The 26,517-nt window shown below is 69.7% G+C and carries 22 protein-coding genes and 1 pseudogene; 6 read left to right on the plus strand and 17 right to left on the minus strand.

The features are described from left to right. Positions 1-110 precede the first annotated feature (110 nt). Positions 111-1,532: a lipase maturation factor family protein gene (locus tag ACFWP5_RS20900; protein ID WP_384158360.1), complete on the plus strand. Its 1,422-nt coding sequence runs from the start codon at positions 111-113 to the stop codon at positions 1,530-1,532. Positions 1,533-1,550: 18 nt separating this feature from the next. Here the strand turns inward: ACFWP5_RS20900 and ACFWP5_RS20905 are convergent, their stop codons facing one another. From ACFWP5_RS20905 to ACFWP5_RS20940, 8 genes are read right to left on the minus strand one after another with little or no spacing between them, the layout of a single operon-like run. After that, entirely contained in the window at positions 1,551-2,390 is an 840-nt protein-coding gene (locus tag ACFWP5_RS20905) for an amidohydrolase family protein (protein WP_384158363.1), read from the minus strand. Then, positions 2,387-2,701, minus strand: coding sequence for an L-rhamnose mutarotase (locus ACFWP5_RS20910; RefSeq protein ID WP_384158365.1), 315 nt, complete (start codon positions 2,699-2,701; stop codon positions 2,387-2,389). Before ACFWP5_RS20910 ends, ACFWP5_RS20905 begins: the two co-directional genes overlap by 4 nt. Next, positions 2,698-3,705, minus strand: a complete 1,008-nt coding sequence (locus ACFWP5_RS20915) for an aldo/keto reductase (RefSeq protein WP_384158368.1) — start codon at positions 3,703-3,705, stop codon at positions 2,698-2,700. Before ACFWP5_RS20915 ends, ACFWP5_RS20910 begins: the two co-directional genes overlap by 4 nt. Beyond that, the gene (locus tag ACFWP5_RS20920) at positions 3,702-4,457 is read right to left on the minus strand and encodes an SDR family NAD(P)-dependent oxidoreductase (protein ID WP_384158371.1); all 756 of its coding nucleotides are present in this window, start codon (positions 4,455-4,457) and stop codon (positions 3,702-3,704) included. The genes ACFWP5_RS20915 and ACFWP5_RS20920 overlap by 4 nt, the downstream gene beginning before the upstream one ends. Next, positions 4,454-5,794 carry an L-fuconate dehydratase gene (locus ACFWP5_RS20925; RefSeq protein ID WP_384158373.1) on the minus strand — a complete coding sequence of 447 codons (1,341 nt, stop codon included), beginning with the start codon at positions 5,792-5,794 and terminating at the stop codon, positions 4,454-4,456. Before ACFWP5_RS20925 ends, ACFWP5_RS20920 begins: the two co-directional genes overlap by 4 nt. Before the next feature lie 60 nt (positions 5,795-5,854). Further along, positions 5,855-6,883: an ABC transporter permease gene (locus ACFWP5_RS20930; protein ID WP_384158376.1), complete on the minus strand. Its 1,029-nt coding sequence runs from the start codon at positions 6,881-6,883 to the stop codon at positions 5,855-5,857. Then, positions 6,876-8,381, minus strand: coding sequence for a sugar ABC transporter ATP-binding protein (locus ACFWP5_RS20935; RefSeq protein WP_384158379.1), 1,506 nt, complete (start codon positions 8,379-8,381; stop codon positions 6,876-6,878). Before ACFWP5_RS20935 ends, ACFWP5_RS20930 begins: the two co-directional genes overlap by 8 nt. Then, complete coding sequence (locus tag ACFWP5_RS20940) at positions 8,378-9,460, minus strand: sugar ABC transporter substrate-binding protein (RefSeq protein ID WP_384158382.1); 1,083 nt, start codon at positions 9,458-9,460, stop codon at positions 8,378-8,380. Before ACFWP5_RS20940 ends, ACFWP5_RS20935 begins: the two co-directional genes overlap by 4 nt. A gap of 163 nt (positions 9,461-9,623) precedes the next feature. Between ACFWP5_RS20940 and ACFWP5_RS20945 the strand changes: the two genes are divergently transcribed. After that, positions 9,624-10,352, plus strand: coding sequence for a FadR/GntR family transcriptional regulator (locus ACFWP5_RS20945; protein ID WP_384158385.1), 729 nt, complete (start codon positions 9,624-9,626; stop codon positions 10,350-10,352). 256 nt (positions 10,353-10,608) lie between these two features. Here the strand turns inward: ACFWP5_RS20945 and ACFWP5_RS20950 are convergent, their stop codons facing one another. The 7 genes and pseudogenes from ACFWP5_RS20950 to ACFWP5_RS20980 all read right to left on the minus strand — a co-directional run bounded on the left by ACFWP5_RS20950 (position 10,609) and on the right by ACFWP5_RS20980 (position 20,635). Beyond that, on the minus strand, positions 10,609-11,076 hold the full coding sequence (locus ACFWP5_RS20950) for a DUF4231 domain-containing protein (RefSeq protein ID WP_384158388.1): 468 nt from the start codon (positions 11,074-11,076) through the stop codon (positions 10,609-10,611). A gap of 47 nt (positions 11,077-11,123) precedes the next feature. Beyond that, positions 11,124-14,141: an alpha-mannosidase gene (locus ACFWP5_RS20955; protein WP_384158391.1), complete on the minus strand. Its 3,018-nt coding sequence runs from the start codon at positions 14,139-14,141 to the stop codon at positions 11,124-11,126. Between the two features lie 42 nt (positions 14,142-14,183). Beyond that, positions 14,184-16,243, minus strand: a pseudogene (locus ACFWP5_RS20960) (endo-beta-N-acetylglucosaminidase). After that, positions 16,240-17,484, minus strand: a complete 1,245-nt coding sequence (locus tag ACFWP5_RS20965; RefSeq protein WP_384158469.1) for a glycosyl hydrolase — start codon at positions 17,482-17,484, stop codon at positions 16,240-16,242. The pseudogene ACFWP5_RS20960 and the gene ACFWP5_RS20965 overlap by 4 nt, the downstream one beginning before the upstream one ends. Before the next feature lie 64 nt (positions 17,485-17,548). After that, positions 17,549-18,451 (minus strand): carbohydrate ABC transporter permease, encoded by a 903-nt coding sequence (locus ACFWP5_RS20970; protein WP_384158394.1) that lies wholly within the window; start codon positions 18,449-18,451, stop codon positions 17,549-17,551. After that, complete coding sequence (locus tag ACFWP5_RS20975) at positions 18,448-19,335, minus strand: carbohydrate ABC transporter permease (RefSeq protein WP_384158396.1); 888 nt, start codon at positions 19,333-19,335, stop codon at positions 18,448-18,450. The genes ACFWP5_RS20970 and ACFWP5_RS20975 overlap by 4 nt, the downstream gene beginning before the upstream one ends. A gap of 7 nt (positions 19,336-19,342) precedes the next feature. Next, positions 19,343-20,635, minus strand: coding sequence for an ABC transporter substrate-binding protein (locus ACFWP5_RS20980; RefSeq protein ID WP_384158399.1), 1,293 nt, complete (start codon positions 20,633-20,635; stop codon positions 19,343-19,345). Positions 20,636-20,906: 271 nt separating this feature from the next. On the opposite strand from ACFWP5_RS20980, the gene ACFWP5_RS20985 reads away from it, so the two are divergent. Both ACFWP5_RS20985 and ACFWP5_RS20990 read left to right on the plus strand, forming a co-directional pair. Continuing rightward, entirely contained in the window at positions 20,907-21,914 is a 1,008-nt protein-coding gene (locus ACFWP5_RS20985) for a LacI family DNA-binding transcriptional regulator (RefSeq protein ID WP_363094147.1), read from the plus strand. Positions 21,915-21,984: 70 nt separating this feature from the next. After that, the gene (locus ACFWP5_RS20990; RefSeq protein WP_384158402.1) at positions 21,985-22,788 is read left to right on the plus strand and encodes an SAM-dependent methyltransferase; all 804 of its coding nucleotides are present in this window, start codon (positions 21,985-21,987) and stop codon (positions 22,786-22,788) included. A 76-nt stretch (positions 22,789-22,864) separates the two neighbouring features. Here ACFWP5_RS20990 and ACFWP5_RS20995 read toward each other — a convergent pair whose 3' ends face one another. Continuing rightward, complete coding sequence (locus ACFWP5_RS20995) at positions 22,865-23,413, minus strand: ATP-binding protein (RefSeq protein ID WP_384158405.1); 549 nt, start codon at positions 23,411-23,413, stop codon at positions 22,865-22,867. A gap of 214 nt (positions 23,414-23,627) precedes the next feature. Here ACFWP5_RS20995 and ACFWP5_RS21000 point away from each other — a divergent pair, with 214 nt between their 5' ends. Together ACFWP5_RS21000 and ACFWP5_RS21005 are read left to right on the plus strand one after the other, a co-directional pair. After that, on the plus strand, positions 23,628-23,879 hold the full coding sequence (locus ACFWP5_RS21000; RefSeq protein ID WP_384158408.1) for a DUF397 domain-containing protein: 252 nt from the start codon (positions 23,628-23,630) through the stop codon (positions 23,877-23,879). 160 nt (positions 23,880-24,039) lie between these two features. Beyond that, on the plus strand, positions 24,040-24,945 hold the full coding sequence (locus ACFWP5_RS21005) for a helix-turn-helix domain-containing protein (protein WP_384158411.1): 906 nt from the start codon (positions 24,040-24,042) through the stop codon (positions 24,943-24,945). Positions 24,946-24,966: 21 nt separating this feature from the next. Here the strand turns inward: ACFWP5_RS21005 and ACFWP5_RS21010 are convergent, their stop codons facing one another. Beyond that, complete coding sequence (locus tag ACFWP5_RS21010; RefSeq protein WP_384158415.1) at positions 24,967-26,514, minus strand: alpha-L-fucosidase; 1,548 nt, start codon at positions 26,512-26,514, stop codon at positions 24,967-24,969. Between the last annotated feature and the right edge of the window lie 3 nt (positions 26,515-26,517).

A 26,517-nucleotide genomic window follows, 5' to 3' on the forward strand; every position in this document is an offset into this window, starting at 1 on the left:
ATTCGCCACTATTGTCTGCTTCACTCACTTGGGTTACGCAACCGGAGGCATGGAACACGGAGAGTGAAGGGTCCGCTCAGGCGCGACGATGGAGGGAGGAGCACACGACCGTGGGATGGTTCACCGCACCCGACTACTGGCTGAGCCGACTGGTCTTCCAGCGGGCCCTGGCCGGTGTCTACCTGGTCGCGTTCCTCACGGCGGCCCGCCAGTTCCGCGCGCTGATCGGCGAACGCGGCATGCTGCCGGTCCCCCGCTTCCTCGCCCGTACGCCCTTTGGGCGGGCCCCGAGCATCTTCCAACTCCACTACACGGACCGCTTCTTCGCGACCTGCGCGTGGACGGGCTGCGCGGTGTCGGCGGCACTCGCGGCAGGGCTCGACTCCCGACTACCGCTCTGGGGCGGGATGTTGATGTGGCTTGTGCCGTGGGTGCTGTACCTGTCGATCGTCAACGTCGGCCAGACCTGGTACGCGTTCGGCTGGGAGTCACTGTTGCTGGAGGTCGGCTTCCTGGCCGTCTTCCTCGGCAACGACGAAGTGGCCCCGCCGGTCGTGGTGTTGTTCCTGCTCCGCTGGATCCTGTTCCGGGTGGAGTTCGGCGCGGGTCTGATCAAGCTGCGCGGCGACGCGTGCTGGCGGAAGCTGACCTGTCTGGACTTCCACCACGAGACGCAGCCGATGCCGGGCCCGCTGAGCTGGTTCTTCCACCACCTCCCCCGACCCCTGCACCGGATCGAGGTGGCCGCCAACCACGTCACCCAACTCGTCGTACCCGTCCTGCTGTTCACGCCCCAGCCGATCGCCATGGCCGCCGCGTCCCTGATGATCGCCACCCAGCTGTGGCTGGTCCTGTCCGGCAACTTCTCCTGGCTGAACTGGATCACCATCGTGCTGGCCCTGTCCGCGATCCGGTTCCCCCACACACCGCCGTCCGTACCCGGCCCGCCCGTCTGGTACGAGGTCGTGGTCCTCACCGTCGCCGCCCTGCTGCTGTGGCTCAGCCACCGCCCGGTCCGCAACATGATCTCCCGCCGCCAGATCATGAACCGCTCCTTCGACCCCCTCCATCTGGTCAATTCCTACGGCGCGTTCGGCACGGTCAGCCGCATCCGCTACGAGGTGGTGGTCGAGGGCACGACGGACGCCGTACCCCGCGAGGACTCCGACTGGCGGGAGTACGAGTTCAGGGGCAAGCCGGGCGATCCACGGCGCTGGCCACGCCAGTTCGCGCCGTACCATCTGCGGCTGGACTGGATGATGTGGTTCGCGGCCCTCTCCCCCGGCTACGCCGACCCGTGGTTCGGCGCCCTGGTGGAACGCCTCCTGGAGAACGACCGGGACACGCTACGACTCCTGCGCCGCTCCCCGTTCCCGCCCGGCACGCCCCCGCACTACGTCCGGGCCCGCCTCTTCCGCTACCGCTACACGAGTTGGCCGGAGTTGCGGGAGACGGGCGCGTGCTGGAAGCGGACGTTCGTGCGCGAGTATCTGCCGCCGACGCGGTTGGCGACGGTGGCCCAGAAGTCATAGGTGGCCGACGGCAGCGCGTCAGAGGCCGTAGACGCGGGTGGCTGTGCCCTCGAAGACCTCGGCCCGTTCGGCCGCACTGAGATCGTCCGTCAACTCGCCGGCCGTGTCGGTGACTTGGCCGTAGGTCGCCGCCAGGGTGCACACCGGCCAGTCGGAGCCGAACATCAGCCGGCTCGGGCCGAAGGCGTCGAGCGCGGTGTCCGCATAGGGATGCAGATCCTCCGTGCGCCAGGTCTTCCAGTCGGCCTCCGTGACCAGGCCGGACAGTTTGCAGTACGTGTTGGGGAGCGCGGCGAGGGAACGGAGGGAGGTCGCCCAGGGCTCCAGTTGCCCCGAGGCGATGGGCGGCTTGCCCAAGTGGTCTAGGACGAAGGCGAGTTGGGGCAGGGATGCGGCTGCCTCGACGCAGGCCGGGAACTGATGGGGCAGGACGAGCAGGTCGTAGACGAGTCCCGCCTCGGCGACGGCGGTGAGGCCTCGGTGTACGTCCGGGCGCAGCAGCCAGTTCGGGTCGGGCTCGCCCTGTACCTGGTGGCGGATGCCCTTGAGGTAACGGCCGCCGGGGAGTTCACGCAGACGGGCCAGTTCGTCGGTGATGTCCGGGCGGGTGAGGTCGGTCCAGCCGACGACTCCGGCGATCAGGTCGTACGCGTCGGCGAGGGCCAGGAACTCCGGGGTCTCCTCGGCGACAGTGATCGTCTGGACGAGGACGGTCCGGTCGACACCGGCCGCCCGGGCCTCGGGTTCGAGGTCGGATACGGCGAAGTCCCGGCGCAGCGGCTGGAGTTCGGGGCCGGTGATCCAGTCCTGGTCGCGGACCGAGAGGTCCCAGACGTGGTGGTGCGCGTCGACCGTCATGGCAGCTCCCATACGACGGGCAGGCCCGCGTCGGCGCCCTGGCCGGAGTAGTCGTGCACCACGCTGAGGAGCTGGGCCATGCGGGCCTGCCAGGCCACGTTCACCGGGAGCTGGTCCAACTCGGCGAGCAGGCGGGCGTAGTCGTCGCACTCCAGGACGTGGAAGAGGTCGGTGCCGCTGCGCCAGATCGTCCAGGAGGTGGCACCGGCGGCGCGGATCGCGGCGGTGAGTTCCTTGGGGACCTCGTGGTGGGCGCTCTCGTACTCGGCGACGCGGTCGGCGCGGACCTTGGTGTGCAGGGCGACTCTCATGACGGCTCCTCGGGCGGTTCCTCGGCGAGGTCGGGAACGGGGGCGTCGGCGGACAGGAGGCCGGTGTCCCGCAGTTCCTGCCAGAACGCGGCGGGCACGACGGCGGCGAACTGCTCGGCGCAGTCCCGCACTTCGGCCTCCGACCGGGCACCGACCAGAACGCTCGCCACCGCCGGGTGAGCCGCGCAGAAGGCGAGGGCGGCGGCGCGCAGAGTGATGCCGTGACGCTCGGCCACGGCCTTCATGCGCAGGGCGCGGTCCAGCAACTCGGCAGGCGCCTGCGCGTAGTTGTACGTCGCGTCCGGCTTCGGGTCCGCCAGCAGACCGGAGTTGAAGGCCCCGCCGATGACCACCGACTTGCCGCGTGCGACGGCGGCCGGGAGCAGTTCGGCGAGCGCGCTCTGGTCGAGCAGGGTGTAGCGGCCCGCGCACAGCACCACGTCGACGTCCGTGTCCTGGACGAACCGGGTGAGCATCTCGGCCTGGTTCATGCCCGCGCCGATCGCCCCGACGACGCCTTCCGCGCGGAGCTTCTCCAGGGCCGGATAGCCCTCGCGGAAGGCCTGTTCGGCGTGGTCGTCGGGGTCGTGGAGGTAGACGATGTCGACGCGGTCGAGACCGAGCCGTTCCAGGCTGGCGTCCAGGGTGCGGCGTACCCCGTCGGCGCTGAAGTCCCACACACGGCGCTGCGTGGCGGGCACGGCGAAACCGTTGGCGAGGTCGTCGCCGGTCGCCGAGTCAAGAAGCTCCAGCCGCCGTCCGGCCTTGGTGGAGATCTCGTACGACGAGCGCGGATGCTCACGCAGGGCCGCACCGAGGCGCCGCTCGGACAGACCGAGACCATAGTGCGGTGCGGTGTCGAAGTAGCGAATGCCGTGCTGCCAGGCCGTGTTGACGGCCCGGTGCGCCTGGTCGTCGTCGACCTCGGTGTACAGGTTGGCGATCGCGGCGCCACCGAAGCCCAGGCCGCTGACCTCGACCCCGCTCTCCCCGAGGGCGCTCACTGGCCCACCGGCCTCAGGCGCAGGCCCTGCATGCCGCCGTCCACGGCGAGCGACGTGCCGGTGGTGGCGCCGGACAGCGGGCTCGCCAAGTAGGCGATGGCGCCCGCGACTTCGGCGGCCGAGACGAGTCGGCCGGAGGGTTGGCGGGCTGCCAGAGCGGCGCGTTCGGCGGCCGGGTCGGGAGCGGAGTCGAGGAGGCGGCCGACCCAAGGGGTGTCCGCCGTACCGGGGTTGACGCAGTTGACGCGGACTCCCTCGCGGAGGTGGTCGGCGGCCATGGCGAGGGTGAGGGAGTACACGGCGCCCTTGGTGGCGCTGTAGAGCGCGCGTTGTGGGAGACCGGCCGTGGCCGCGATGGAGCAGGTGTTGACGATCGCCGCGTGGGACGACTCGCGCAGGTGCGGGAGGGCGGCGCGGGCGACGCGGACCATGCCGATGACGTTGACGTTCAGGACGCGGTGCCACTCGTCGTCGTCGTTGTCCTCGACGGTGCCCTGGGCGCCGATGCCCGCGTTGTTGACCACCACGTCGAGTCCGCCGAGGTCGGCGACCGCGGCGGCGACGGCCTGTCGTACGGAGGCGTCGTCGGTGACGTCGGCGCGGTAGCCGAGCAGCGGCTTCTCGACGCCGGACGGGTCGAGGTCGAGCACCGCCACCAACGCGCCGCGTTCGGCGAGGAGTTCGGCGGTGGCCCGGCCGATGCCGGAGGCGCCGCCGGTGACCAGGGCCTTGAGCCCCTCGAAGTCGCTCATGCCGCGTGTCCCTTCTGCCGGTCCAGGTCGGCGGCCCAGAAGGTGCCGCCGGGGAAGGTGTACCGCGCGATCGACTCGGGCCGCATGGTGGCCGAGAAACCGGGCGCGGTGGGTGCCATGTAGTGACCCTCGCGGATCACCACCGGATCGAGGAAGTGGTCGTGCAGATGATCGACGTACTCGATGACGCGGTCGTCGGTGGTGCCGGAGACGGCGAGGTAGTCGAACATCGAGAGGTGCTGGACGAGTTCGCACAGGCCGACGCCGCCCGCGTGCGGGCAGACGGGGATGCCGAACTTGGCGGCGAGCAGCAGGATCGCCAGGTTCTCGTTGACGCCGCCGACGCGGGCCGCGTCTATCTGGAGGATGTCGAGGGCGCCGGCCTGGAGCAACTGCTTGAACACGATGCGGTTCTGGACGTGTTCGCCGGTGGCGACCTTGACCGGGGCGACGGCCGCGCGGATCGTGGCGTGGCCCAACACGTCGTCGGGGCTGGTGGGTTCCTCGATCCAGTACGGGTCGAACTCGGCGAGGGCCTTGGTCCAGCGGATCGCCTCGGCCACGTCCCAGCGCTGGTTGGCGTCGATCGCCATGCGGATGTCGGGGCCGACCACCGAACGGGCCACGCGGCAGCGGCGGATGTCGTCGTCGAGGTCGGCGCCGACCTTCAGCTTGATCTGCCGGAAGCCGTCGGCGACGGCCTGGGCGGCAAGCCGGGTGAGCTTCTCGTCGTCGTAGCCGAGCCAGCCGGCGGAGGTGGTGTAGGCGGGGAAGCCGCGCTCCAGCAGGATGTTCCTACGGCCTTCGGCGCCCGCCCTGCCGCGGCGCAGGATGTCGAGGGCCTCGTCCGGGGTGAGCGCGTCCGTGATGTACCTGAAGTCGATCTGGCTGACGAGCCATTCGGGGTCGGCGTCGGCGAGGAGCCGCCACAGGGGTTTGCCGGCGCGCTTGGCGGTGAGGTCCCAGGCCGCGTTGATCACGGCGCCGATCGCCATGTGCATCACGCCCTTCTCGGGCCCCAGCCACCGGAGTTGACTGTCGCCGATCAGCTCGCGGTTCAACGACCCCGGATCCGCGCAGAGTTGGTCCACGGACCGGCCGATCACATGGTGCCGCAGCGCGTCGATCGCGGCGACCTGGACATCGTTGCCCCGCCCGATGGTGAAGGAGAACCCGTGCCCCTCGTGCCCGTCGGCCGCGTCGGTGCGCAGCACGACGTACGCGGCCGAGTAGTCGGGGTCCGGGTTCATCGCGTCGGAGCCGTCGAGCTCGCGCGAGGTGGGGAAACGGATGTCGTAGGTGTCGACCGCGGTGACGCGGGCGGGGGTCGGGGACACGGAAGGCCTTTCGGTCGGGGACAGGGATCCGGTGCCGTGCGGGTGCCGGAGGCCGGTGGGTCAGTCCTGGGCGCGGCCGGTCGTCACGCGGGCGATCATGAGGGCGACCAGGATGATCCCGCCGTAGATGGCCTGGATCCAGAAGGACGGGACCTGGGCGAGGGTGAGGAGGTTCTGGACAACTCCGAGGAGGAGTACGCCAGTCAGGGCGCCGAACATGGTGCCCTTGCCGCCGTCGAGGCTGATGCCGCCGATGACCGCGGCCGCCATCACGGTGAAGATCATGTTGTTGCCCTGGTTGGCGCTGATCGCGCCGACGTAGCCGGTCTGCATGATGCCGCCCACCGAGGCGAGGACTCCGGCGACGACCGACACGCCGAGCAGCATCCGGTCGACGCGGATGCCGGCCGCGCGGGCCGCCTCCTGGTTGCCGCCGATCGCGTACAGGGCGCGGCCGACGCGGTGGTACTTGAGCACGAACCCGGCGATCGCGAAGCAGACCGCGGCCAGCCACACCGACATCGGGACGTTCAGGAAGGTGCTGGTGGCGAGGGTGAAGAAGGAGTCGGGCATGCCGAACAGCGTCTTGCCCTTGGTGGCGCCGACCAGCAGACCGCGCAGGACGATCAGCATGGCGAGGGTGACGATGAAGGCGTTGAGCTTGAACTTCACCACGAGGATGCCGTTGAAGGCGCCGATGATCCCGCCCACGACGAGGACCGCGACGAGGGCGAGCGGGGCCGCCCACTCCGTGCCCCAGCCGGACTCGGCGGTCGGCAGGACCAGCAGGGCGCCGATGGCGGGCGCGATGCCGACCACCGACTCCAGCGACAGGTCGATCTTGCCGGTGATGAGGATCAGCGACTCGGCGAGGACCACCATCGCGAGGGCGGCGGAGGCACCCAGGATGGAGATCAGGTTCCGTTCGGTGAGGAACGAGTCGTTGACGATCGCGCCGAGCACCAGGAGCACCAACAGGGCTGGTACGAGGGCGAGTTCGCGGGCCCGGCGGAGCAGGACCGTCCGGGCCGAGCCCGCCCCGGTGGCGCGTGGGGCGGCGAGCGGCGGGGCCGCCTTGGTGTCAGCCATGGTCCACTCCTTCGATGGAGGCGATCAGCTCGTGGTCGCGCCAGCCCGCCGGGTGCTCGGCGACGACACGGCCGTGGAAGAGGACGAGGACGCGGTCGCAGCGCCGCAGGTCGTCGAGTTCGTCGGAGACGACGAGCACGGCGGTGCCGTCGTCGCGGGCGCTGTCCATGCGGGCCAGGAGGGACTCCTTGGACTTCACGTCGACGCCCGCGGTGGGGTTGATCAGGACCAGCAGCCTGGGGTCGGAGGCCAGCGCGCGGGCCATGACGACCTTCTGCGCGTTGCCCCCGGACAGGTCGGAGACAGGCTGTTCGGGGCCCTCGGTGTGGATGTCGAGGCGCTCGATCAGCTCGGTCGCGAACGCGCGCTTACGGTCGGTGCCGACGAAGCCGAAGCGGCCCAGCCGGTCCAGGACCGTCATCGTGGCGTTGTCCCCGATGGACATGCCGAAGACCAGCCCCTGTCCGTGCCGGTCGCGCGGCACGCACCCGACGCCGGCTTTCAAAGAAGCCTGCACATCCCCGAACGGCAGCTGCTCGCCGTCGAGTTGGGCGGTGCCGCCGGTCGGCTTGTACAGCCCGGTGAAGGACTCGGCCAGCTCGATCTTGCCGCTGCCGCTGGACCCGGCGAGTCCGACCACCTCACCCCGGCGGACGGTGAGATCGACGTTCTCGTACGACTCGGAGGTGAGCCCGCGCGCATCCAGGAGGACGGGCGCCTCGGTGTCCAACTCCCTGAGCTGGACTTCGAGTTCGGCGATGGACTCCCCCGCCATGGCCTCCACCAGGGCCCGGCGCGGGAGGTCGGCGACCGGTGCGGTCGTGATCCAGCGGGCGTCGCGCAGCACGGTGACGGTCTGGCACACCTCGTACACCTCCTGGAGGTGGTGCGAGATGAACAGGAAGGTGACGCCCGACTCCTGGAGCGCCCGCATGCGGGTGAAGAGCCGCTCGATCTCCCGGTTGTCGAGCTGTGCGGTCGGTTCGTCGAGGACGATGAACCGGGCGCCGAAGCTCAACGCCCGGGCGATTTCCACCATTTGGCGGTCCTCGACCTTGAGGTCGGCGGTGCGCGCCTCGGGGTCGACGCGTACGTCCCAGGTGTCGAGAAGTGCGGCGGCCTCGGTGCGGAGGCGGCGCCAGCTGATGATGCCGCCCCGGGACTGCGGCTGACGGTTGATGAAGAGGTTCTCTGCGACCGTCAACTCGGGTACCACAGTGGGCTTCTGGTAGACGCAGGCGACCTTGCCGCGCCAGGCGTCGCGGTCGGTGAGCGGGGGCGCGGGCTCGCCGTCGAAGCGGACCGTGCCCTCGTCCGGGGCCTGGAGTCCGGTGAGGACGGTGACGAGGGTGGACTTGCCGGCGCCGTTGCGGCCGACGAGGGCATGGGACTCGCCCGGAAGTACGGTCAGTTGACCGTCGGCGAGGGCGACGGTGGGGCCGTACCGCTTGACGATTCCCGTCGCCTCCACCAGCGGAGTGGTTACTGAAGTGCTCATTTGACCGTGTTGCCCCAGAGCTTGGCGTCGTCGACGTTGTCCTTGGTGACCAGGGGCGCGGGGAGTTGGTCCTCAAGGATGCCGCTGGGCAGCTTGACGATCGTGGAGTCGTGGTCGGTGGGGCCGGGCTTGAAGGTCTTCCCCGCCATCGCGGCCTTGATGTAGTACATGCCGTACTTGGCGTAGGCGTCGGCCGGTTGGGACACGGTGGCGTCGATCTCGCCCTTGCGGATCGCGTCGAACTCCTGCGGGATGCCGTCGTTCGAGACGATCGTGATGTGTCCGGCCTGGCCCGCCTTCTTCAACAGGCCCTTGGACTTGAGGGTCTGGAGGGTGGGCGCGAGATAGACGCCGCCCGCCTGCATGTAGATGCCCTTGATGTCGGGGTTGGCGTTGAGGAGCGTGTCGAGCTTGGAGGCCGCCGTGTCGGACTCCCACTTGGCGGGGATCTCCAGGACCTTCAGCTTCGGGTACTTCTTCTTGACGCAGGCCCTGAACGCCTCTGACCGGTCACGGCCGTTGACCGAGGCGAGGTCGCCCATGATCTGTACGACCTTGCCGCTGGTGATGTGCGCCCCGAGGTAGTCGCAGGCCTTCTCGCCGTACGCGACGTTGTCGGCGCGCACGACCATCGCGACCTTGCCCTTGTCGGGCGCCACGTCGACGGCGACGACCGGCACGCCCTTGCGCTCGGCCTGGTTGAGGCCGGCTTCGATGGCGGCGCTGTCCAGCGGAGCGACGACCAGGCCCTTGACGCCCTGGTTCAGCTCGTTGTTGATGTCGGTGATCTGCTGCGAGGGGTCGCTGTTGGAGTTGACCGTCTTCAGCGCCTGGACACCTTCGGACTTCGCCATCTTCGGCACGTAGTCGTTGTACGACTGCCAGAACGGCGAGGTCAGCAGCGGCAGGATCACCCCCACCTTGCCGGTACCGCCGCCGGTGCTGCTTGCCCCGGTGTCCTTGGTGCTGCCGCATGCCGTGAGCGCGAGGGTGCCGCACGCGGCCGCCGCCGTCGCACGCACCGCCCATGCGGTCAATCGCCTGCCTTGCCGTCCGTTCCGCACTGTGCTGCCGGCCATCTGTCGGGCTCCTCATCGAGCGTGATCGAGCAGTTGCCGGAATATTTATCAGACCACTTCGGGGCTGCAACACCCTCTGGAGCCAAATTTTCGGGCTTTCGAGCCGTAGTGGTCCGACCACATCCGTGATTAGACTGCGCGGACCGGCGACAGGAGGACTGGCGTGGACGAGACCCTGCCCCAGCAGACGGCGAGCGGTGCCGCTCCGCAGAAGGGCACGGTGACGCAGCGCGCCATCGACCGGATCAAGGCGATGATCGGCGAGGGCCGCCTGGAGCCCGGCCAGCGACTGCCCACCGAGCGCGATCTCGCGGCCCAACTGGGCATGTCCCGCAGCTCGATGCGCGAGGCGATCCGCGCGCTGACGGTGCTCGGCGTGCTGGAGGCCCGGCACGGTTCGGGCATCTACGTCACGCAGTTGGAGGCCGGCGACCTGCTGGAGACCTTCGGTGTCGTCGCCGATCTCTCGCGCGGCCCGCGTCTGGTGGAGCTGCTGGAGGTCCGCCGCATCCTGGAGTCGACGGCGACGGCACTGGCCGCGGCCCGCATCACGCCGGACCAGCTGGCCGAGGTCGAGAAGCACCTCACGGCGATGAACGCCACCGACGACCCCGAGGAGATCCTCGCCCACGACCTCGCCTTCCACCGCGAGATCGCGGGCGCCGCAGGCAACGAGACCATGGCCGCGATCCTGGAGGGCCTGTCGTCCAGGACGTTCCGGGCCCGGGTGTGGCGCGGCTACCAGGAGGAGGGCGCCTTCGCCCGCACCCGCCGCGAACACGCCGCGATCCACCGGGCGTTGGTGGCCCGCGACCCGGAGGCGGCCCGCGCGGCGGCGGCCTCGCACGTGGGCGAGGTCGAGGAGTGGCTGCGGGCCCAACTCGCCCCCTAGAAGCAGGGGTTCAGGCGCCCTGGCATCCGGGCCGTGCTGGTCGTCACCGGCCCACGGCGAACAGGGGCAGCCACTCTGAACTGTGCGCTCTGTCTCCGCCCGCGCAGGGAGACCCGCCGGAGGAGGGCTGAGCCCCGAAGGGGCCAAGTCTTCCAGGGGCGCGGGGCTGCATCGATATGCGGCTCCGCCGCGCGGGCGCGACCAGCCCCCACGCACCCGCCGCAAACAACCGAGAGCATCCGCCCTGGCCCGAGCCTCAAACGCCGGAGGCAGGCAGCGGCGGTTCGCCCCGCTGGCCCTGGACCTCCGCCCATCCGCGCAGTTCGCTGGTGCCCACCTCGTCGACCGCCCGGTGCAGGGCGGCCCGGGCGGCCGCGTCGCGCTCGCCCTGCGGGAGCAGCAGGTAGTGGTCGATCGCCCGCCGCAGGCCCTCCCGCGCCTGCGCGGCCAGGACCCAGCGCGAGCCCGGGCTGAACAGTTGGCGCATGCCGGTGAAGAAGACGGCGCTGCCCGCGATCAGGGCGGTGAACCAGGCAGGCGCGTGCAGTCCCGCCGCCACGACCGTCGCGGACGTGGCGGCGAGAGCGCCGAGTTCCGTCGTGTAGTGCAACCACCTGGCCCGGTCGCACGCCCCCGCGTAGAACTCCAACTCCTGTCGGGCAAGCGCCAGTAGCGGATCGGGTTGGGAGGCCCAGGCCTGACCGACGACCGTTCTTCGTCTCATTGCCACATCATCGGGCGATCGCGGCCGCCGGCGAAAGCCGTTCCGGGTCAGGACCGCCGAAGCCTCAGCGTCACCAGCTCGAACGGGCGCAGCCTCAAAGCCAGTTGATCACCCTCACGGGTCACCTCCTCGGCCTCGGCCGACGGCCGCTCCAGCAGGTCCACGACCTCCACGGCGTCGAACGCGAAGCCCACCGTCAGTGTCGCCCTGGCCCGTCCCCCGTGCGCCTCGTGGAAGCGGACCACGACGTCACCGCTCCCGTCGTCGGCGAGCTTCACCGCCGTGACGACGACCGCGTCCCGGTCGACGCTGACCAACGGCGCGACCTCCTGCCCACCCGTGACCCGCCGCTCCGGCAGGTTGATCCGCCAGCCCTCGCGGACCGCGTCGCCGATGCCCGCGCCGGGCACCAGCGCGTGCCGGAAACGGTGGACGCCCTGGTCGGTCTCGGGGTCCGGGAAGCGCGGGGCTCGGAGGAGGGAGACGCGGACCGTGGTGGTCGTACCGTTGTCGCCCTCGCTGCGGACCGTACGGGTCACATCGTGGCCGTACGTCGAGTCGTTGACGACGGCGACGCCCCAGCCGGGTTCCTCCATGTGGACGAAGCGGTGGTTGCAGGCCTCGAACTTGGCCGCCTCCCATGAGGTGTTGGTGTGCGTGGGCCGGTGGAAGTGCCCGAACTGGGTCTCGGACGCGTACCGTTCCGCGTGCACGTCCAGCGGGAAGGCGAGCTTGAGGAACTTCTCGGTCTCGTGCCAGTCGACCTCGGTGTCGATGAGCAGCCGCCGCTCCCCAGGGGCGAGGGACAGCACTTGGGTGACCCGGGACGCGCCGAAGGACCGTACGATCCGCACGGCGTTGTTCCCCTCGGCCACGACCTCCTCCGCGTCCGTGAGGTCGGTGACCGTGTTGCGGTAGAACTCGTCGACGTCCCAGGCGTCCCACATGTTCGGGAAATCCGGGTGGAGTTGGAGCAGGTTCGCGACCCGGCCGGGGGCGACGGTCTCGCGGTCGGCCGCGATGTCGTAGGCGGAGACGACGAGTCCCCGGCCGTCGATCTCGACGCGGAGCAGGCCGTTCTCCAGGACGTGTCCGCCGCCGACACGTGACGCGAGTGCCGTCTCACCCTGGACCGCCGGGGTCCCTGCGCCGCCCGCGGGGACGCCTTCGCGGCTGTGCGGCGCGGAGTTGAACACCAGTTCCCGCGTCCCCTCCCCCGCCAGCGCGCGCTGGGCCGCGTCGATGTTGCCGTTCAGTTCCGCGGCGACCCGCTCGTACGTCCGGCGGGCCTCGCGGTGCACCCAGGCGATGGACGAGCCGGGCAGGATGTCGTGGAACTGGTGGAGCAGGACGGTCTTCCAGATCCGGTCCAAGTCCTCGTACGGGTACGGGAATCCGGCCCGCACCGCAGCCGTCGCCGCCCACAGCTCGGCCTCGCGCAGGAGGTGTTCGCTGCGCCGGTTGCCCTGCTTGGTCTTGGCCTGGCTGGTGAGGGTGGCGCGGTGGAGTTCGAGGTACAACTCGCCGACCCAGACCGGGGGTTCGGGGTATTCGGCCTCGGCCTTCTCGAAGAACTCCTTCGGGGTCTCCCAGGCCACGGTCGCCGAGCCTTCGAGGTCGCGCAGGCGGGCCGCCTTGGCGACCATCTCGCGGGTGGTGCCGCCGCCCCCGTCGCCCCAGCCGGTGGGCGCGAGAGAGTGCCGGGCCACTCCCTTGTCCTTGAAGTTGCGTGCCGCGTGGGCGATCTCGCGGCCCTGCATGGAGCAGTTGTAGGTGTCGACGGGCGGGAAGTGGGTGAAGATCCGGGTGCCGTCGATGCCCTCCCAACGGAAGGTGTGGTGCGGGAACTTGTTCGTCTGCGACCACGAGATCTTCTGCGTCAGCAGCCACTTGGACCCGGCGGCCTTGATGATCTGCGGCAGACCGGCGGCGAAGCCGAAGGTGTCGGGCAGCCAGGCCTCCTCGTTCTCGATGCCGAACTCGTCGAGGAAGAACCGCTTCCCGTGCACGAACTGACGGGCCATCGCCTCCGAGCCCGGCATGTTGGTGTCCGACTCCACCCACATGCCACCGGCCGGCACGAACCGCCCGTCCGCGACCGCCTTCTTGACCCGTGCCCACACCTCGGGGCGGTGCTCCTTCACCCAGGCCCACTGCTGGGCCTGCGACATGGCGAAGATGAAGTCGGGTTCGTCCTCAAGGAGGGCCGTCATGTTGGACGTTGTCCGTGCCACCTTGCGGACCGTCTCCCGCAGCGGCCACAGCCATGCCGAGTCGATGTGCGCGTGTCCGATGGCGCTGATGCGGTGCGCGGACGGGACAGCGGGCGTGGAGAGGACGGCCGCAAGCTGTGAACGGGCGCGCTCCGCCGTGCCGTTGACGTCCTGGAGGTCGACGGCGTCGAGCGCCTTCTCTATCGCCCGCAGGAGGTCCCAGCGGCGTGCCGACTCGACCGGCAGCTCGGCCATCAGCTCGCCGAGGACCTCCAGGTCGAGTACGAGGTTCCACACGTTCTCGTCGAGGACGGCGAGGTCCATGCGGGTGAGCGTGTACTGGGGCTCGCTGCCGGCGGTCTCCTTGTCGCCCAACTGGGTGGGTACGAAGGGGTGGTAGTCCATGACCACCGGGTTGGACGCGGCCTCGATGTGCAGCCGTACCTCCTCGCCGCCGGCGACGGGCGCCCCGATCCGGACCCACTGGTTGCGCGGGTTGAGGCCCTTCACGGGAGTGCCGTCGGGCCGGTAGACGAGGCCCTCGCACTGGAAGCCGGGCATGTTCTCGTCGAAGCCGAGGTCGAGCAGCGCCTCGACGGTCTTCCCGGCCCACTCCTGGGGGACGGTCCCGGTGACGCGGAACCAGCTGGTCCCCCAGGGAGCACCCCACCGGGCACCCACCTCGATCGGCTCGGGTGTGCCCGCGAGCCCCTCGGCGACGGGAACCGGCTCGTCGGGCGCGTTCCAGACGGCCACTTCCAGCGGCACGGACTCGGGGTACACGGCGGGACGGATGCGCTCTTCGAGGACACGCTTGAGGCGGGCTTCGACCAGGCTGCGGTCGTCATGCATGTGGGGTGCTCCGTAGCTCGGTTGCGGGTTGGGTTACGGGTGTTACCAGGTGTGCGCGACGGCCACGGGGCCGACGCTGTGTAGAGCTCCCCTGTCGCGCGCAGTTCGAACCACGCCTGCTGCTCGCCCTGTTCGGCCTGCAGCCCGCCGACGAAGAAGGCGCGCTGGCAGGTACCGCCGAGGAAGCGCCGAGTGCCGTCCGGCAGGAGACGGTGGAGGGTGTAGTGGCGTACGGCGCCGGGCGCGGCGTCCCAGGCGAAGCGCAGGTCGCCTCCGGTCGCGGCGGTGATCCGCAGGTTGGAGGGGGCGGCGGCCGGCTCGGTGTCGTTGACGTCGCGAACAGCCACACCGCCGAGCCGCCAGTTCACAGTGCTCCCGCTCTCGTCGGCCGCGGTGAGCCGCACACCGATCGCGTGCAGCGTGCCGGAGAGCCCTGTGAGCGGCACGGTCACCGTCTGCCAGCCGTTGACATCCTTCACAGCGCGCATGCCGTTGACCGAGTTCACAGGCAGATACGTGTACGGCGGTGTCGACCCCGCCGTGCTCGGCTCGGCCGTGGCGACCGCCAGCTCGACGTTCACACTGCCGGTGTCGGTGCGGAACGTCAGGTCGACCACCGTGTCACCACCGATCGGCAGCTGTGAACCGTACACATCCACAGTCGCCGGTTGATCCAGTACACCCGAGACCAGCACACTGCTGCCGCCCCGCCACGCGTTCGCGAAGTCGAAGGTCACAGCGGGCCGCTGCCCGGCCGTCCGCACCACCCATCGCCGGGACGGCAGCCGGTCCTGCAGTCCGAGGTGATTCCATGCCGCGTCCGAGGTGACCGCCCCGTCCTCGTACCAGCGCAGCCCGTGCCCGGTGTTGAAGACGCTCGCGAACGGCAGCGCGCCGCCCACCGTCGACCGGTCCGCGACCGACACGGCCGGTGCCCGCCAGGTGTCCGTGCCGTCCGGCTTCGACGGGTCGAGCGAGCGGCCGGTCCAGAACCGGTCGTCGGCGGCGTGGAAGTCGCCCGGGGTACGGCTCGCGGGCAGGTGGTTGCGGGTCCACTCGGGCCGGTAGAAGCCGATGGACGTGATGTGCGCCTTGGTCGTCGGCACCATCGCGTCCCAACTCACGGACGTGCTCGACCCGTTGGACTCGACATCGACGCCCGCCCACAATTCGTAGCGGCTGCGCCCCAGTCCGTCCGCCTTCGTCCCGGACGCGGCCAGCGTGCTCGCGCTCCACCGGAAGTCGACGAACATGTCGTCGGCGGCCTGGAAGAACGCCTGGTTCGAGGTGTTCAGCGCACCCTGCCAGCTGACCGTCCCGTTCACGGTCATCGCGTCGTACCAGGTGACCCGCTGCCCCTGCGCGGCAGCAAGGGACTTCAACTCGCTGACGAAGCCCTGCATGTCGGTGCCGAGGGCGGTGTTCCCGCCGCTGGTCTCGGCGTTGACGAACCAGCCGTCGAAGCCGTACGCGGCGGCGACCGCGACGAGTTGGGCGGCCAGTGGACAGTGCCCGGCGGAGTCCTTCTGGACCAGGTCGCGGGTCCACTGGAGTTGTCCGCCGTAGGCGACGGGCGGCAGGAAGATGTTGCCGAGGACGGGTACGCCGTGCCGGTGGGCGGCGTCGACGATGGGTGCGTTCGGGGCGAGGATGATGCCCTCGCCGGACGAGCCGCCCCAGAAGACGAGTTCGTCGAGGTAGGACCAGTGGGTGAGCGCGTAGTAGTCGGCGGTGGCCGCGCCCTGGGAGGGGTTGCTCGACGTCGGTCCGAAGGAGACCAGGGACTGGATGCGGGCCTGGTCGGAGCGGGCGGTGCTGTTCGCTGGGGTCGGGGTGAAGCGGGCGGCCAGGGGGACGGCGGCGGCGTTGAAGGCGAGGTCCGCGTCCGAGGCGGCGTTCCAGGTCTTCAGGCTGTTCCAGGTGATGCCGGTGCCCGGGGTGCCCGAGGGCAGGGAGTCCGGGTACCAGTAACTGGCGTACGGCTGCCCGGTGTTGGTCGCGGCCTGCTGGGCGGCGAAGGCGGGCGTGGGCAGTTGGGGCAGCAGGGTGGCCGCCGCGCCGGCGAGCAGGACGGTGCGTCTGGTGGGGCGTCCGGGGTTCACGAGCTGGTGCCTCCTTGTGGGGTGGGGAGTACCTGGTCGGAAGTGACGACTTCGGTGATGCCGCGCGCGGCGAGGTGTTCCTTGTCGTCCGCGCGCACGTCGAGGACGGTCGCCGGGCGGGCCCCGTCGGCGACGAGTCGGAAGTAGGCGTCGAACACCGGCCCGCCGGGCCCGCAGACCGAGCGGACCGACGGATCGGCGGGCACGACGAGTGCCGTGGTGCGGGTGGCGGGCGCGTACGCGGGCTCGCGGGCCGCCTCCGCCAGCACCAGCGCGATGTCCTTGACCTGCCGGTCGTTGGTCAACAGGCCCAGCCCGTATTCGAGTTCGGGGAAGTCGGCGAGGTCGCGGGACACGTCGTGGGAGCACCACCAGGTGATGCCCCAGAGGTCGGGGCAGTCAAGGGCGTTGGCGATGGTCGCGGAGGCGAAGTCGGCCGCGTGCTCGGCCGGTACGAGCGGCTGGGGCGCGCCGACCTCCTGGAGCCAGACGGGCCGGTGCGGCTCCTCGGCCCAGGCCTTGCTCAGCTCGATGAGGTACGCGGCGTGATGCTCGGCCGGTACGGAAGTACGCCCGTGGCGTTGGGCGGTGCCGTTGAAGACCCAGGAGTGCACGGCCGTCATCGCGCCGTGGCGGGCGGCCTGGGCCGGTGTGAACGGCATGTCGTCCTGGTACCAGGTCGCGTCGTACTCGGCGTGCAGATGCGGCTTGCCGGGCGCGCCCTCAGCGCAGGCGGCGAGCATCCGCTCCAGCCAGCCGTCGATCTGGTCCTCCGTCGCCCGGTCGGGGTCCGGATGCGGGCCCGCCGAGAACTGGTTGACCTCGTTGCCGAGGGTCATGCCGATGAAGTGGGGCCGGTCGGCGAGGGCGGCGGCGAGCGTGCGCAGGTAGGCGGCCTGGCCGTCGAGGACGTCCGGGTCGGTGAAGAGGTTGCGCCGGTGCCAGGTGCGGGTCCAGGCCGGCAGGTAGTCGAAGCTGCTCAAGTGTCCTTGCAGACCGTCCACGTTGACGTCGAGCCCGCGCTCTCCGGCCGCGTCCACGAGCTGAACCAGCTGCTCCACGGCCTTCGTTCGGATCAGGGTCCGGTTGGGCTGGAAGTACGGCCACAGCGGGAAGACGCGGATGTGGTCGAGGCCCAGCCCGGCGATCGAGTCGAGGTCGGCGCGTACGGAGTCGAGGTCGAAGTCGAGCCAGTGGTGGAACCACCCTTGGCTGGGCGTGTAGTTGACGCCGAAGCGCACGGCAGAAGACATCGGGATCCTGGTTCTGTAGTGCGTACGTGGGGAGAGTCGGCGCGCGGAGGTCTCAGCCCTTGACGGCCCCTTCGCCCACGCCGCGGAAGAAGTACCGCTGGAGGCAGGCGAAGAGGGCGATCAGCGGTGCCACGGCGATGACCGTGCCGGCGGCGACGAGCCGTTCGTCGTTGGCGAAGGTGCCGTGCAGATAGTTGAGGCCGATGGTGAGCGTGAACTTGGACGGATCGCTGAGCACGATGAGCGGCCACAGGAAGTCGTCCCAGGCGCCCATGAAGGCGAAGATCGCGACGACGGCGAGGGTCCCCTTCACGGACGGCAGCGCGATCCGCAGGAACCGCTGCCACACGTTGGCGCCGTCGACGTAGGCCGCCTCCTCGATCTCGTACGGCAGGTTGAGGAAGGCGTTGCGCATCAGCAGGACGTTCATGGCGCCGACGCAGCCCGGGAGGACCACGCCGATCAGGGTGTTGTTCAGGCCCAGCTCCCGCATGGTGGTGAACTGGGCGATGATGATGCCCTCCACCGGCACGAGCATCGCGAGGATGAAGACGAGGGTGGCCACGCGGCGACCCCGGTACCGCAGCCGGGCCAGTGCGTAGCCCGCGAGCGCCGAACCGACGCAGTTCGTCACGACGTTGGCGGAGGCGACCTTCAGCGAGTTGAAGGCGTAGTCCCAGACGGGGATGGTGTCGGCGACCCGCTTGTAGTTGTGCAGGGTGGGATGTTCGGGCAGGAAGGTGGGCGGTGAGCTGTAGATGTCCTCGGTCGGGCCCTTCAGCGAGGTGGAGAGCTGCCACACGAAGGGTCCTACGGTGATGGCGAGGACGATGAGCAACAGCGAGTAGCGCAGGGCGAGTTCCCAGACGCGGATACGGCGGCCGTGCTCGTCGGTGATGCGGGGCTCACGAACTGCCCTCTCCTGGACGGGCCTTGTGCGCTCGATGACGCTCAAGCGTCCTCCTTCCGGTCGGCCCGCAGCACGAGCAGCATCAGCGCGACGGTGACCACGAAGACGACGACCGAGAGCGCGGAGGCATAGCCGACCCGGCCGGTCAGGCCGGTACCGGTGCGCTGGACGAGCATCACGAGGGTGGTGTCCTCACCGGCCGGTCCGCCGCTCGGGCCCGCCATCAGGTACACCTCGGAGAACACCTTGAAGGCGGCGACCGACGACAGCGCCCCGACGAGAACCATCGTGGAGCGGACGGCGGGCACGGTCACCGTGAAGAAGCGGCGCACCGCGCCCGCGCCGTCGACCGACGCGGCCTCGTGCAGTTCGCGCGGCACACTGGCGAGCGCGGCCAGATAAATGATCATGTAGTAGCCGAGGCCTTTCCAGACCGTGACGGCCATGGCACTCAGCAGAAGCAGCCACTGGTCACTGAGAAAGCCGACCTGTCCGACGCCGATCGTCTCCAACAGCGAGTTGACCAGGCCGCGTTCGTCCAGCAGCCACACCCAGATCAGCCCGACCACGACGATCGACGCGACGACCGGCGTGTAGAACGCGGACCGGAAGAAGGTGATGCCGGGGATGTTCTTCTGCACCAACAGGGCGAGCAGCAGCGGGAGTACGACGAGTGCGGGGACCACTCCGACGATGTACAGCGTGCTGTTGCGCAGTCCGGTCCAGAACATGTCGTCGTGCCACAGCTCGCGGAAGTTGGCGAACCCCACGAAGTGGCCCGGGATCAGGGTGCGCCGGTCCGTGAAGGAGTTGGCGACGGTGGAAGCGAAGGGATACAGCACGAAGGCGCCGACGACGAGCAGCCCGGGGGCGGCGAACAGCCAGGGACTGGTGGGCAGTTGGCGCCGCACGCGGGACACGTCGGCCATGGGACCCTCAGCCTTCCTGCTGGAGCAGCGTGTTGCACGCCTTGACAGCGTTGTCGAGAGCCGTCTTGGGGCTCTCCTTGCCCTGCAGCGCCTTGGCGACCTCGTTGCGCAGCGCGGTCTTCATCTGCTCGCTGAACAGCACCGGCGTGTAATTGACCGCGTTCTTCAGGGACTTGGCGGCGGCGATCCGCACCCGCGTCTCGTCGGTGCCGTCCTCCTTGGTGAAGTACGGGTCGTCGAGGGAACCGGCGGTGCTCGGGAAGATGGCGACCTTCTTCGCGAACGACATCTGCTGCTGGGCGTCGGTGACGTAGTGCGCGAAGGCCACGGACGCGGGGGTGTGCTTGGTCTTGGAGTTGACCATCACGCCCATCACGTACATGTTGACGTGCCCGGTGCTGGTGATCTGGTCGGTGATGCCGATGTTCTTGTACAGGGTGGGCGCCTGCTTCTTGAAGTTGTCGAGGTCCAGGGCGCTGCCGGGGTTCATGGCGACAGCGCCGGTGAGGAACTTCTTGCCGGACGACTCGGGGGTGGCGGTGAGCGCCTGCGAGTCGAGGGCCTTCGCGTCGTACAACTCCTTGTACTTGGTGAGGAGTTCGATGCCCTTGGCGTCGTTGAAGGCGAAGGCGGTGCCCGCCTTGTTCATGAGCTCGACGCCGTAGCGGCCGAAGTCCTCGACGGTGGGCACGTTGGCGAGGGTGGCGACCTTGCCGTCTGTCTTCTTCGCCAACTGGAGGGCCTGGGCGAAGAGTTCGTCGTACGTCTTCGGCGGCTGGTCGGGGTCGAGTCCGGCCTGCTTGAAGAGGGACTTGTTGTAGAAGAGCGGGCCGGTGTTCAGGTACCAGGGGAAGGCGTAGGTCCCGGTCATGCCCGGTATCTGGTGGCTGGCCCAAGCCCCGGGCAGGTACTCGCTCTTGTACTTCGCGGCCGACTTGTCGAGGTCGAGCGCGAGGCCCGCCTTGGCGAGCGGGGCGACCAGGTCCGGGGAGACGTTGACGACGTCGGGCAGGGTGCCGCCGGCGGCGTCCGCGCTGATCTTGTCGGCGTAGCCCTCGGCGGGCTGGTCGATCCACTTCACATGGGTGCCGGGGTACTTCTTCTCGAAGCCGGAGATCACGCCCTCGAAGTACGACTTGAAGTTGGCGCGGAGGTTCCAGGTCTGGAAGGTGATGTCGCCCTCGACCTTGCCCGAGGCGTCGGTCGATCCGCCGCCGTCTCCCCCGGAGCCGCAGGCGCTCAGCGGCATGAGGACTACGGCGGCGGCAGCTGCGGCGAAGGCTCTGCGGGAGATGCGCACGGTGAGTGGCTCCTTTGCAGTGGGGGTTGGCCAATCGTGCCGGGGCAGACCTTGCACGCTGTCCGGCGGGCGAGTCAATGGATTCCGCTCAGCTAAATTCATTAGTTGGCCGGATCCGGCCAACTGCACTGGTCAGCAAGGTGCGTTCGCATTCTTGCGGTGGATCACTAATGCGCTTTAGGGTATGCGGACTCAAGCGCATTAGTGCGCGGCACCGGTGGAATGGAGAGCAGGCTTGTCAGGCAAGCGGTCGCCCGCGCGTCGGCCGACGATGAAGGACATCGCGCAGCGCGCCGGCGTGTCCGAGAGCGCGGTCTCCTTCGCGCTCAACGGCCGGCCCGGCGTCTCCGAGATCACCCGCGACCGGGTGCGCCGGGTCGCGGAACAGCTGGGCTGGCGGCCCAGTACGGCGGCGCGGGCGCTGTCCGGGGAGGGCGCGGCGACGGTCGGTTTCGTCCTCGCCCGGCCCGCGGACACCCTCGGCGTCGACTCCTTCTTCCTCCAACTCGTCTCCGGCATCCAGGAGGTGCTGGCCGAGCGTCACCTCGGTCTGCTCTTCCAGATGGCCGAGGACGTCGACGACGAGTGCGCGGTGTACCGGCGCTGGTGGGCCGAACACCGGGTGGACGGCGTCCTGGTGGCCGACCCGCGCACCGCCGACCCGCGGCCCGACCTCCTCGACGAACTGGGCCTGCCCGCCGTGGTGATCGGCGGCGCACCCGACGAACGGCATCCCGGTCTGTCGACGGTGTGGGCCGACGACGCGGGCGCGATGGCGTCCGTGGTCGACGAGTTGTACGCGCGCGGCCACCGGCGCATCGCGCACATCGCCGGTCTGCCGGGCCTCGCGCACACCGAGCGCCGTATCCGCGCCCTGCGCGCCGAGGCCGCGCGCCGCGGGCTCACGGAGGTGCACTCGGTGACCACCGACTACTCGGACGCGGCGGGCGCCGCCGTCACCCGTCGGGTGCTCGAAGTCGCCGCTCCCCCAACGGCGTTGATCTACGACAACGACGTTATGGCCGTCGCCGGGGTGGCCGCCGCGACCGAACTCGGCTTCTCCGTACCGGCGGACGTGTCGGTGGTCGCCTGGGAGGACTCCGCGCTCTGCCGTATGGTCCGGCCGTGGCTGTCGGCGCTGTCCCGGGACAGCGTGGAGTTCGGCCGTACGGCGGCCCAGGAGTTGACGGCTCTGCTGGACGGCGGTCCGGCGCGCACGGTGCGGGTGCCGGTGCCGCGATTGATCGAACGGGACAGCACGGGAACGGCGCGGGCATGAGTGTGCCGTAACTCCCGATTCGAGTCCGAATCGCCGGACACCGCCGGGTACTTCGTGTGAGGCTTTGCCCATGACCTCCGAAGACCCGCTGGCCGACCGGCTCCAGCTCGACCGGCCGCACTCCGCCCGTGTGTGGAACTTCCTCCTGGGCGGCAAGGACAACTACGCCGCCGACCGCGAGGCCGGCGAAATGATCGTCCAGATGTTCCCGGACATCGCCCTGCTCGCCCGCCTCCAACGCCGCTTCCTGGTACGGGCGGTGCGCTATCTCACCGAAGAGGCGGGCATACGCCAGTTCCTCGACATCGGGACCGGCCTGCCCACCGTCGACAACACGCACGAGGTCGCGCAGCGCATCGCACCCGAGAGCCGCATCGTGTACGTCGACAACGACCCACTGGTGCTGGTGCACGCGCAGGCGCTGCTCACCAGCACCCCGGAGGGCGCCTGCGCCTACCTCGAAGCGGATGTGCGCGCGCCCGAGCGGATTCTCGAAGTCGCCGCGCAGACACTGGACTTCAGCAAGCCGATCGCGCTGACGATGCTGGGCATCCTGGGCCAGATCCCGGACTCGGACGAGCCCGAGTCCGTCGTGGGCCGCTTCCTGGACGCCCTGCCCCCGGGCAGCTACCTCGCGTTGAGCGACGGCACGGACACCAACGCGGCGCTGAACCAAGCGATTTCGGTGTACAACGCCAACTCCGCCAGCTCGTACCACCTGCGCAGCCCCGAGCGGATCGAGGCGTTCTTCGCGGGCCTGGAGGTCATCGAACCCGGCATCGTGCCCACCTCGCAGTGGCACCCGGAGCCGGTCGACGTGGGCCGCGACCCGTCCGACGTGGACGCGATCTGCGGCATCGGCCGCAAGGTCTGAGCACCAACACCGAAGAGGGGCACCGGCGTTGCCGGTGCCCCTCTTGTTCTGTATCCCTTGTTCCGCATCCCTCGCGTCAGATCCGGAACAGCGCCCAGACCGTCTTCCCGCCGCCCGCCCGCAGGTTCCAGCCCCACGACTCGCTCAGCGCGGAGACCACCTGCAGACCGCGCCCGGACTCCGCGAACTCGTCGGGGTGACCCTCGACGGGTATGCGATCACTGTCGTCGGTGACCGCGCACACCGCGTACGGCAGCCGGTCCCACACCGCGAGCCACAGTGAAGGCTGCGGCTCCGCAAGGGAGTTGGGTGCCCGGCCGTAACGCAGCGCGTTGCTCACCAGCTCCGACACGGTGACCGCCATGTCGTCGACGACTTCGTCCCCGGTCCGGTCAGCCAGTGCGGCCCGGGTGAAGTCCCGTGCCACATGGGCGGATTGAGGCATCGGCGGCACGACCAGGACGGAACACAGAGCGGGGTCGCACCCGTCTCCGACAGCTGGAACCAGGGTGACGGTCTGCCCCGGCTCGGGCGGGCCCACCTGATCGACGGCCCGGCACAGCCACTCCCAAGTCCCCTCGATCCGCAGGGTGTCGACCGGTCGTACGACTTGCTCTGCGGACATCGCGACCCCTGAGACCCCTGGGAAGAGAACAACTGCGCGCGCTACACCTGTCCGGAGCATCGTCCTCCGCCTGCCCCTGCGAACGCAAGTGCATCGGCAATTACCGCTGCAATTGCAGACGATCTTGCGGGCGGCCCACCCGAGGGCTATCGTCCTCGGCATCACCAATGGATGCAATTGAAGCTGCAATTGCATTCGATCTTCCGGGGGAGCGATGAGGCCTCAGATCGAGCACGCGAACGGCATGTCGGCGACCCTGCTGAACGGCGCGCAGTGGCGCAAGAGCCACCACAGCAACCCCGAGGGCAACTGCGTCGAGTTGGCCGCGCTCTCCGACGGTCAGGTCGCCGTGCGCAACTCCCGCCATCCCGAAGGTCCGGCGCTCGTCTACACCAGCGCCGAGATCTCCGCGTTCGTCCGCGGTGTGAAGGACGGCGACTTCGACGGCCTACTCCCCGGCCGCTGAGGTCAGGCAAACCCGCGGATTGGCCGGAAGGTGCCGGACACAGGCCGACACCTTCCGGCTCCTTCACTCCCCGCAGTTATCCGGAACCTCGGTGCTACGATCCTCTTTTGAGTCCCGAAAACTTGCGGACGGTATCGGCGCGACCGCCGAGGGGATGAACATGACTGCAGCTCAACCGGAATACGCTCCCTCGGGTTCGGACGTGCTGAGCCTTAAGCGCGGCGGTCCGACGGTCCAGCGCATCATGCTGGGCACGCGCCTGCGCCGCCTGCGCGAGTCCCTCAACATCACACGGGACACGGCCGCTTCGGCGATACGCGCCTCGGACGCCAAGCTCTGCCGCATGGAGCTGGGCCGCGTCGGCTTCAAGGAGCGCGACGTGGCCGACCTGTTGACGCTGTACGGCCTCCAAGAACCGGACGCACGCCAGGAGTTCCTGGACTCGGCCCGCCGTGCCAACGAACCCGGCTGGTGGCGCGCGTACGGCGACGCCTTCCCGACCTGGTTCGAGCAGCACCTGGGTCTGGAGGAGGCCACCTCCCTCATCCGTACATACGAAGTCCAGTTCATCCCGGGCCTGTTGCAGACCGCCGCGTACGCCGAGGCCGTCATCCGGCTCGGCCGTCCCGTCGACACCCCGGACGCGATCCAGCGCCGCGTCGAACTCCGCCTGACCCGGCAGGAGTTGCTCACCCGGCCCGGCGCGCCGAAGCTGTGGGTCGTGGTGGACGAGGCGGCGCTGCGCCGTCCGCTCGGCGGGGCGGACGTGATGCGCGAGCAGCTGCGGCACCTCATCGAGACGGCCGCCCTGCCGAACGTCACACTCCAGGTGCTGCCGTTCCACGTGGGCGGCCACGCCGCCGCCGGCGGTCCGATCACCGTGCTGCGCTTCCCGGTGCCGGACCTGCCGGACATCGTCTACCTCGAACAGCTCACCAGCGCCCTCTACTTGGACAAGCCCGAAGAGGTCGACCGCTATCTCGCGGTCATGGACCGGCTGAGCATGGTGGCTTCACCGGCCCCCGAGTCGGTGGCCTTCCTGGAGAAGCTCCTCAAGGACATGTGAGGGCGGCCGGTTTCGGGCCGCTCAGACCCGCGACCGGTACAGCCCGAACTCCGCGATCCGTACGGTGTCCCGGGCTGCCGTCACGCGAATCCGCCACCGCCGGGCGCGTACGGGCGTGGCCAGCAGCAGGATGCGGCTCGCGCCGATCGTTCCGGCGCGGGTGACCTCCGTCCAGGCCCCGTCGACGTACGCCTCGACCACGAAGCCCTCGACCTGCTGGCCGTAGCGCCCTGTGTCCTCCGCCAACCGGACGCGGTCGACGGCCCGTTCCGCGCCGAGGTCGACGGTGACCCGGCCGGGCGAGGTGGCCGTCCGGGCCCGGCGCGCCAGGTCCTCGGGCAGCTCCCGGTCCACACGTTCACGGAACTCGCGCAGGCGTGCCACGTCCGGGGCCGCCAGCAGGCCGTCCGTGTCCGGTGGCACGTTGAGCAGCAGGACCGAGTTGCGACCGACCGAGCCGAAGTAGATGTCGGTCAACTCGTCGACGCTCTTGGGGACTTGGTCCGGGTGGTAGAACCAGCCGTCGTGGATCGACACATCGCACTCGGCGGGCCACCACTGCAGGTAGTCGGTGTTCGGCTGCGCCGATACGAGCGCGCTGCGGCTGCCCTCGTCGGGGGTGTCGTACGACAACGCCCAGTCCGTGCGGCCGTACTGCTCCTCCCGCACCGGCAGGACGCTCCACTCGTCCTCGCGCGCGGTGCCGCCCTCGTTGCCGACCCACCGCACGTCCGGCCCGGTCACGGCGATCGCCGCGTCCGGGGCCAGCGACCTGATCAGCGTGTACCAGCTGTCCCAGTCGTAGTCCTCGACGTGGCCCGGTGGGATGCGGCCCTGGGCGCCGTCGAACCAGACCTCGTCGATGGGGCCGTACTCGGTGAGCACTTCGTAGAGGGTGTTGAGCATGTGGGCGCCGTAGTCGGTGGCGTCCAGTGTGTAGAAGGCGTCCGGGGAGCGGTCGTCGCCATCGACGAGTGTCGGGACGGTGCGCGTGACTCGGGTGCTGCCGTTGGCGTAGACGCCGTGGAGGTACTGGTTCTCGTCGGCGGGCGAGAGGTAGACGCCGGCCTTGAGGCCGTACCGCCGCATGGAGTCGGCGAAGGAGCGCAGTACGTCACCCTGGCCGGCACGCCAACTGCTGTAGGCGACCGTGTGGTTGGTGTAGCGGGAGGGGTAGAGGACGAAGCCGTCGTGGTGCTTGACGGTGAGGATGGCGAGTTTGAAGCCGCCGTCGCGCAGGGCGCGGGCCCACTGGTCGGTGTCGAGGCCGGTCGGCTGGAACACGTTCGGGTCCTCGTCGCCGGTCCCCCACTCCAGCCCGGTGAAGGTGTTCACGCCGAAGTGCAGGAACGCCGTCCGCTCCAGCTTCTGCCAGGCCACCTGCCGTGCGGTGGGGCGGACTTGGGAGGCCTTGCGGACCAGTTCGGCCTCGGTGTCGTCGGGGCTGACGGGGATACGGGAGCGGGAGTCGGACGGGGGCGGGGTCGCCGCGAGGGCGGATGCCGTGGCGGTGCCGGTCGCGGCGAGCGCCGTGGCCGAGAGGACGAAGAGACGTCTGGAGAGGGCCATGGG

Source organism: Streptomyces sp. NPDC058469 (assembly GCF_042721125.1).
In the GTDB taxonomy this organism is placed as follows: domain Bacteria; phylum Actinomycetota; class Actinomycetes; order Streptomycetales; family Streptomycetaceae; genus Streptomyces.

Coding starts and splice junctions, on each gene's coding strand:
- ACFWP5_RS20990 (WP_384158402.1), top strand. CDS start 21,985: ATGACCTCCGAAGACCCGCTGGCCGACCGGCTCCAGCTCGACCGGCCG.
- ACFWP5_RS21000 (WP_384158408.1), top strand. CDS start 23,628: ATGAGGCCTCAGATCGAGCACGCGAACGGCATGTCGGCGACCCTGCTG.
- ACFWP5_RS20950 (WP_384158388.1), bottom strand. CDS start 11,076: ATGAGACGAAGAACGGTCGTCGGTCAGGCCTGGGCCTCCCAACCCGAT.
- ACFWP5_RS20920 (WP_384158371.1), bottom strand. CDS start 4,457: ATGAGCGACTTCGAGGGGCTCAAGGCCCTGGTCACCGGCGGCGCCTCC.
- ACFWP5_RS20985 (WP_363094147.1), top strand. CDS start 20,907: ATGAAGGACATCGCGCAGCGCGCCGGCGTGTCCGAGAGCGCGGTCTCC.
- ACFWP5_RS20905 (WP_384158363.1), bottom strand. CDS start 2,390: ATGACGGTCGACGCGCACCACCACGTCTGGGACCTCTCGGTCCGCGAC.
- ACFWP5_RS21005 (WP_384158411.1), top strand. CDS start 24,040: ATGACTGCAGCTCAACCGGAATACGCTCCCTCGGGTTCGGACGTGCTG.
- ACFWP5_RS20975 (WP_384158396.1), bottom strand. CDS start 19,335: ATGGCCGACGTGTCCCGCGTGCGGCGCCAACTGCCCACCAGTCCCTGG.
- ACFWP5_RS20930 (WP_384158376.1), bottom strand. CDS start 6,883: ATGGCTGACACCAAGGCGGCCCCGCCGCTCGCCGCCCCACGCGCCACC.
- ACFWP5_RS20940 (WP_384158382.1), bottom strand. CDS start 9,460: ATGGCCGGCAGCACAGTGCGGAACGGACGGCAAGGCAGGCGATTGACC.
- ACFWP5_RS21010 (WP_384158415.1), bottom strand. CDS start 26,514: ATGGCCCTCTCCAGACGTCTCTTCGTCCTCTCGGCCACGGCGCTCGCC.
- ACFWP5_RS20910 (WP_384158365.1), bottom strand. CDS start 2,701: ATGAGAGTCGCCCTGCACACCAAGGTCCGCGCCGACCGCGTCGCCGAG.
- ACFWP5_RS20935 (WP_384158379.1), bottom strand. CDS start 8,381: ATGAGCACTTCAGTAACCACTCCGCTGGTGGAGGCGACGGGAATCGTC.
- ACFWP5_RS20995 (WP_384158405.1), bottom strand. CDS start 23,413: ATGTCCGCAGAGCAAGTCGTACGACCGGTCGACACCCTGCGGATCGAG.
- ACFWP5_RS20955 (WP_384158391.1), bottom strand. CDS start 14,141: ATGCATGACGACCGCAGCCTGGTCGAAGCCCGCCTCAAGCGTGTCCTC.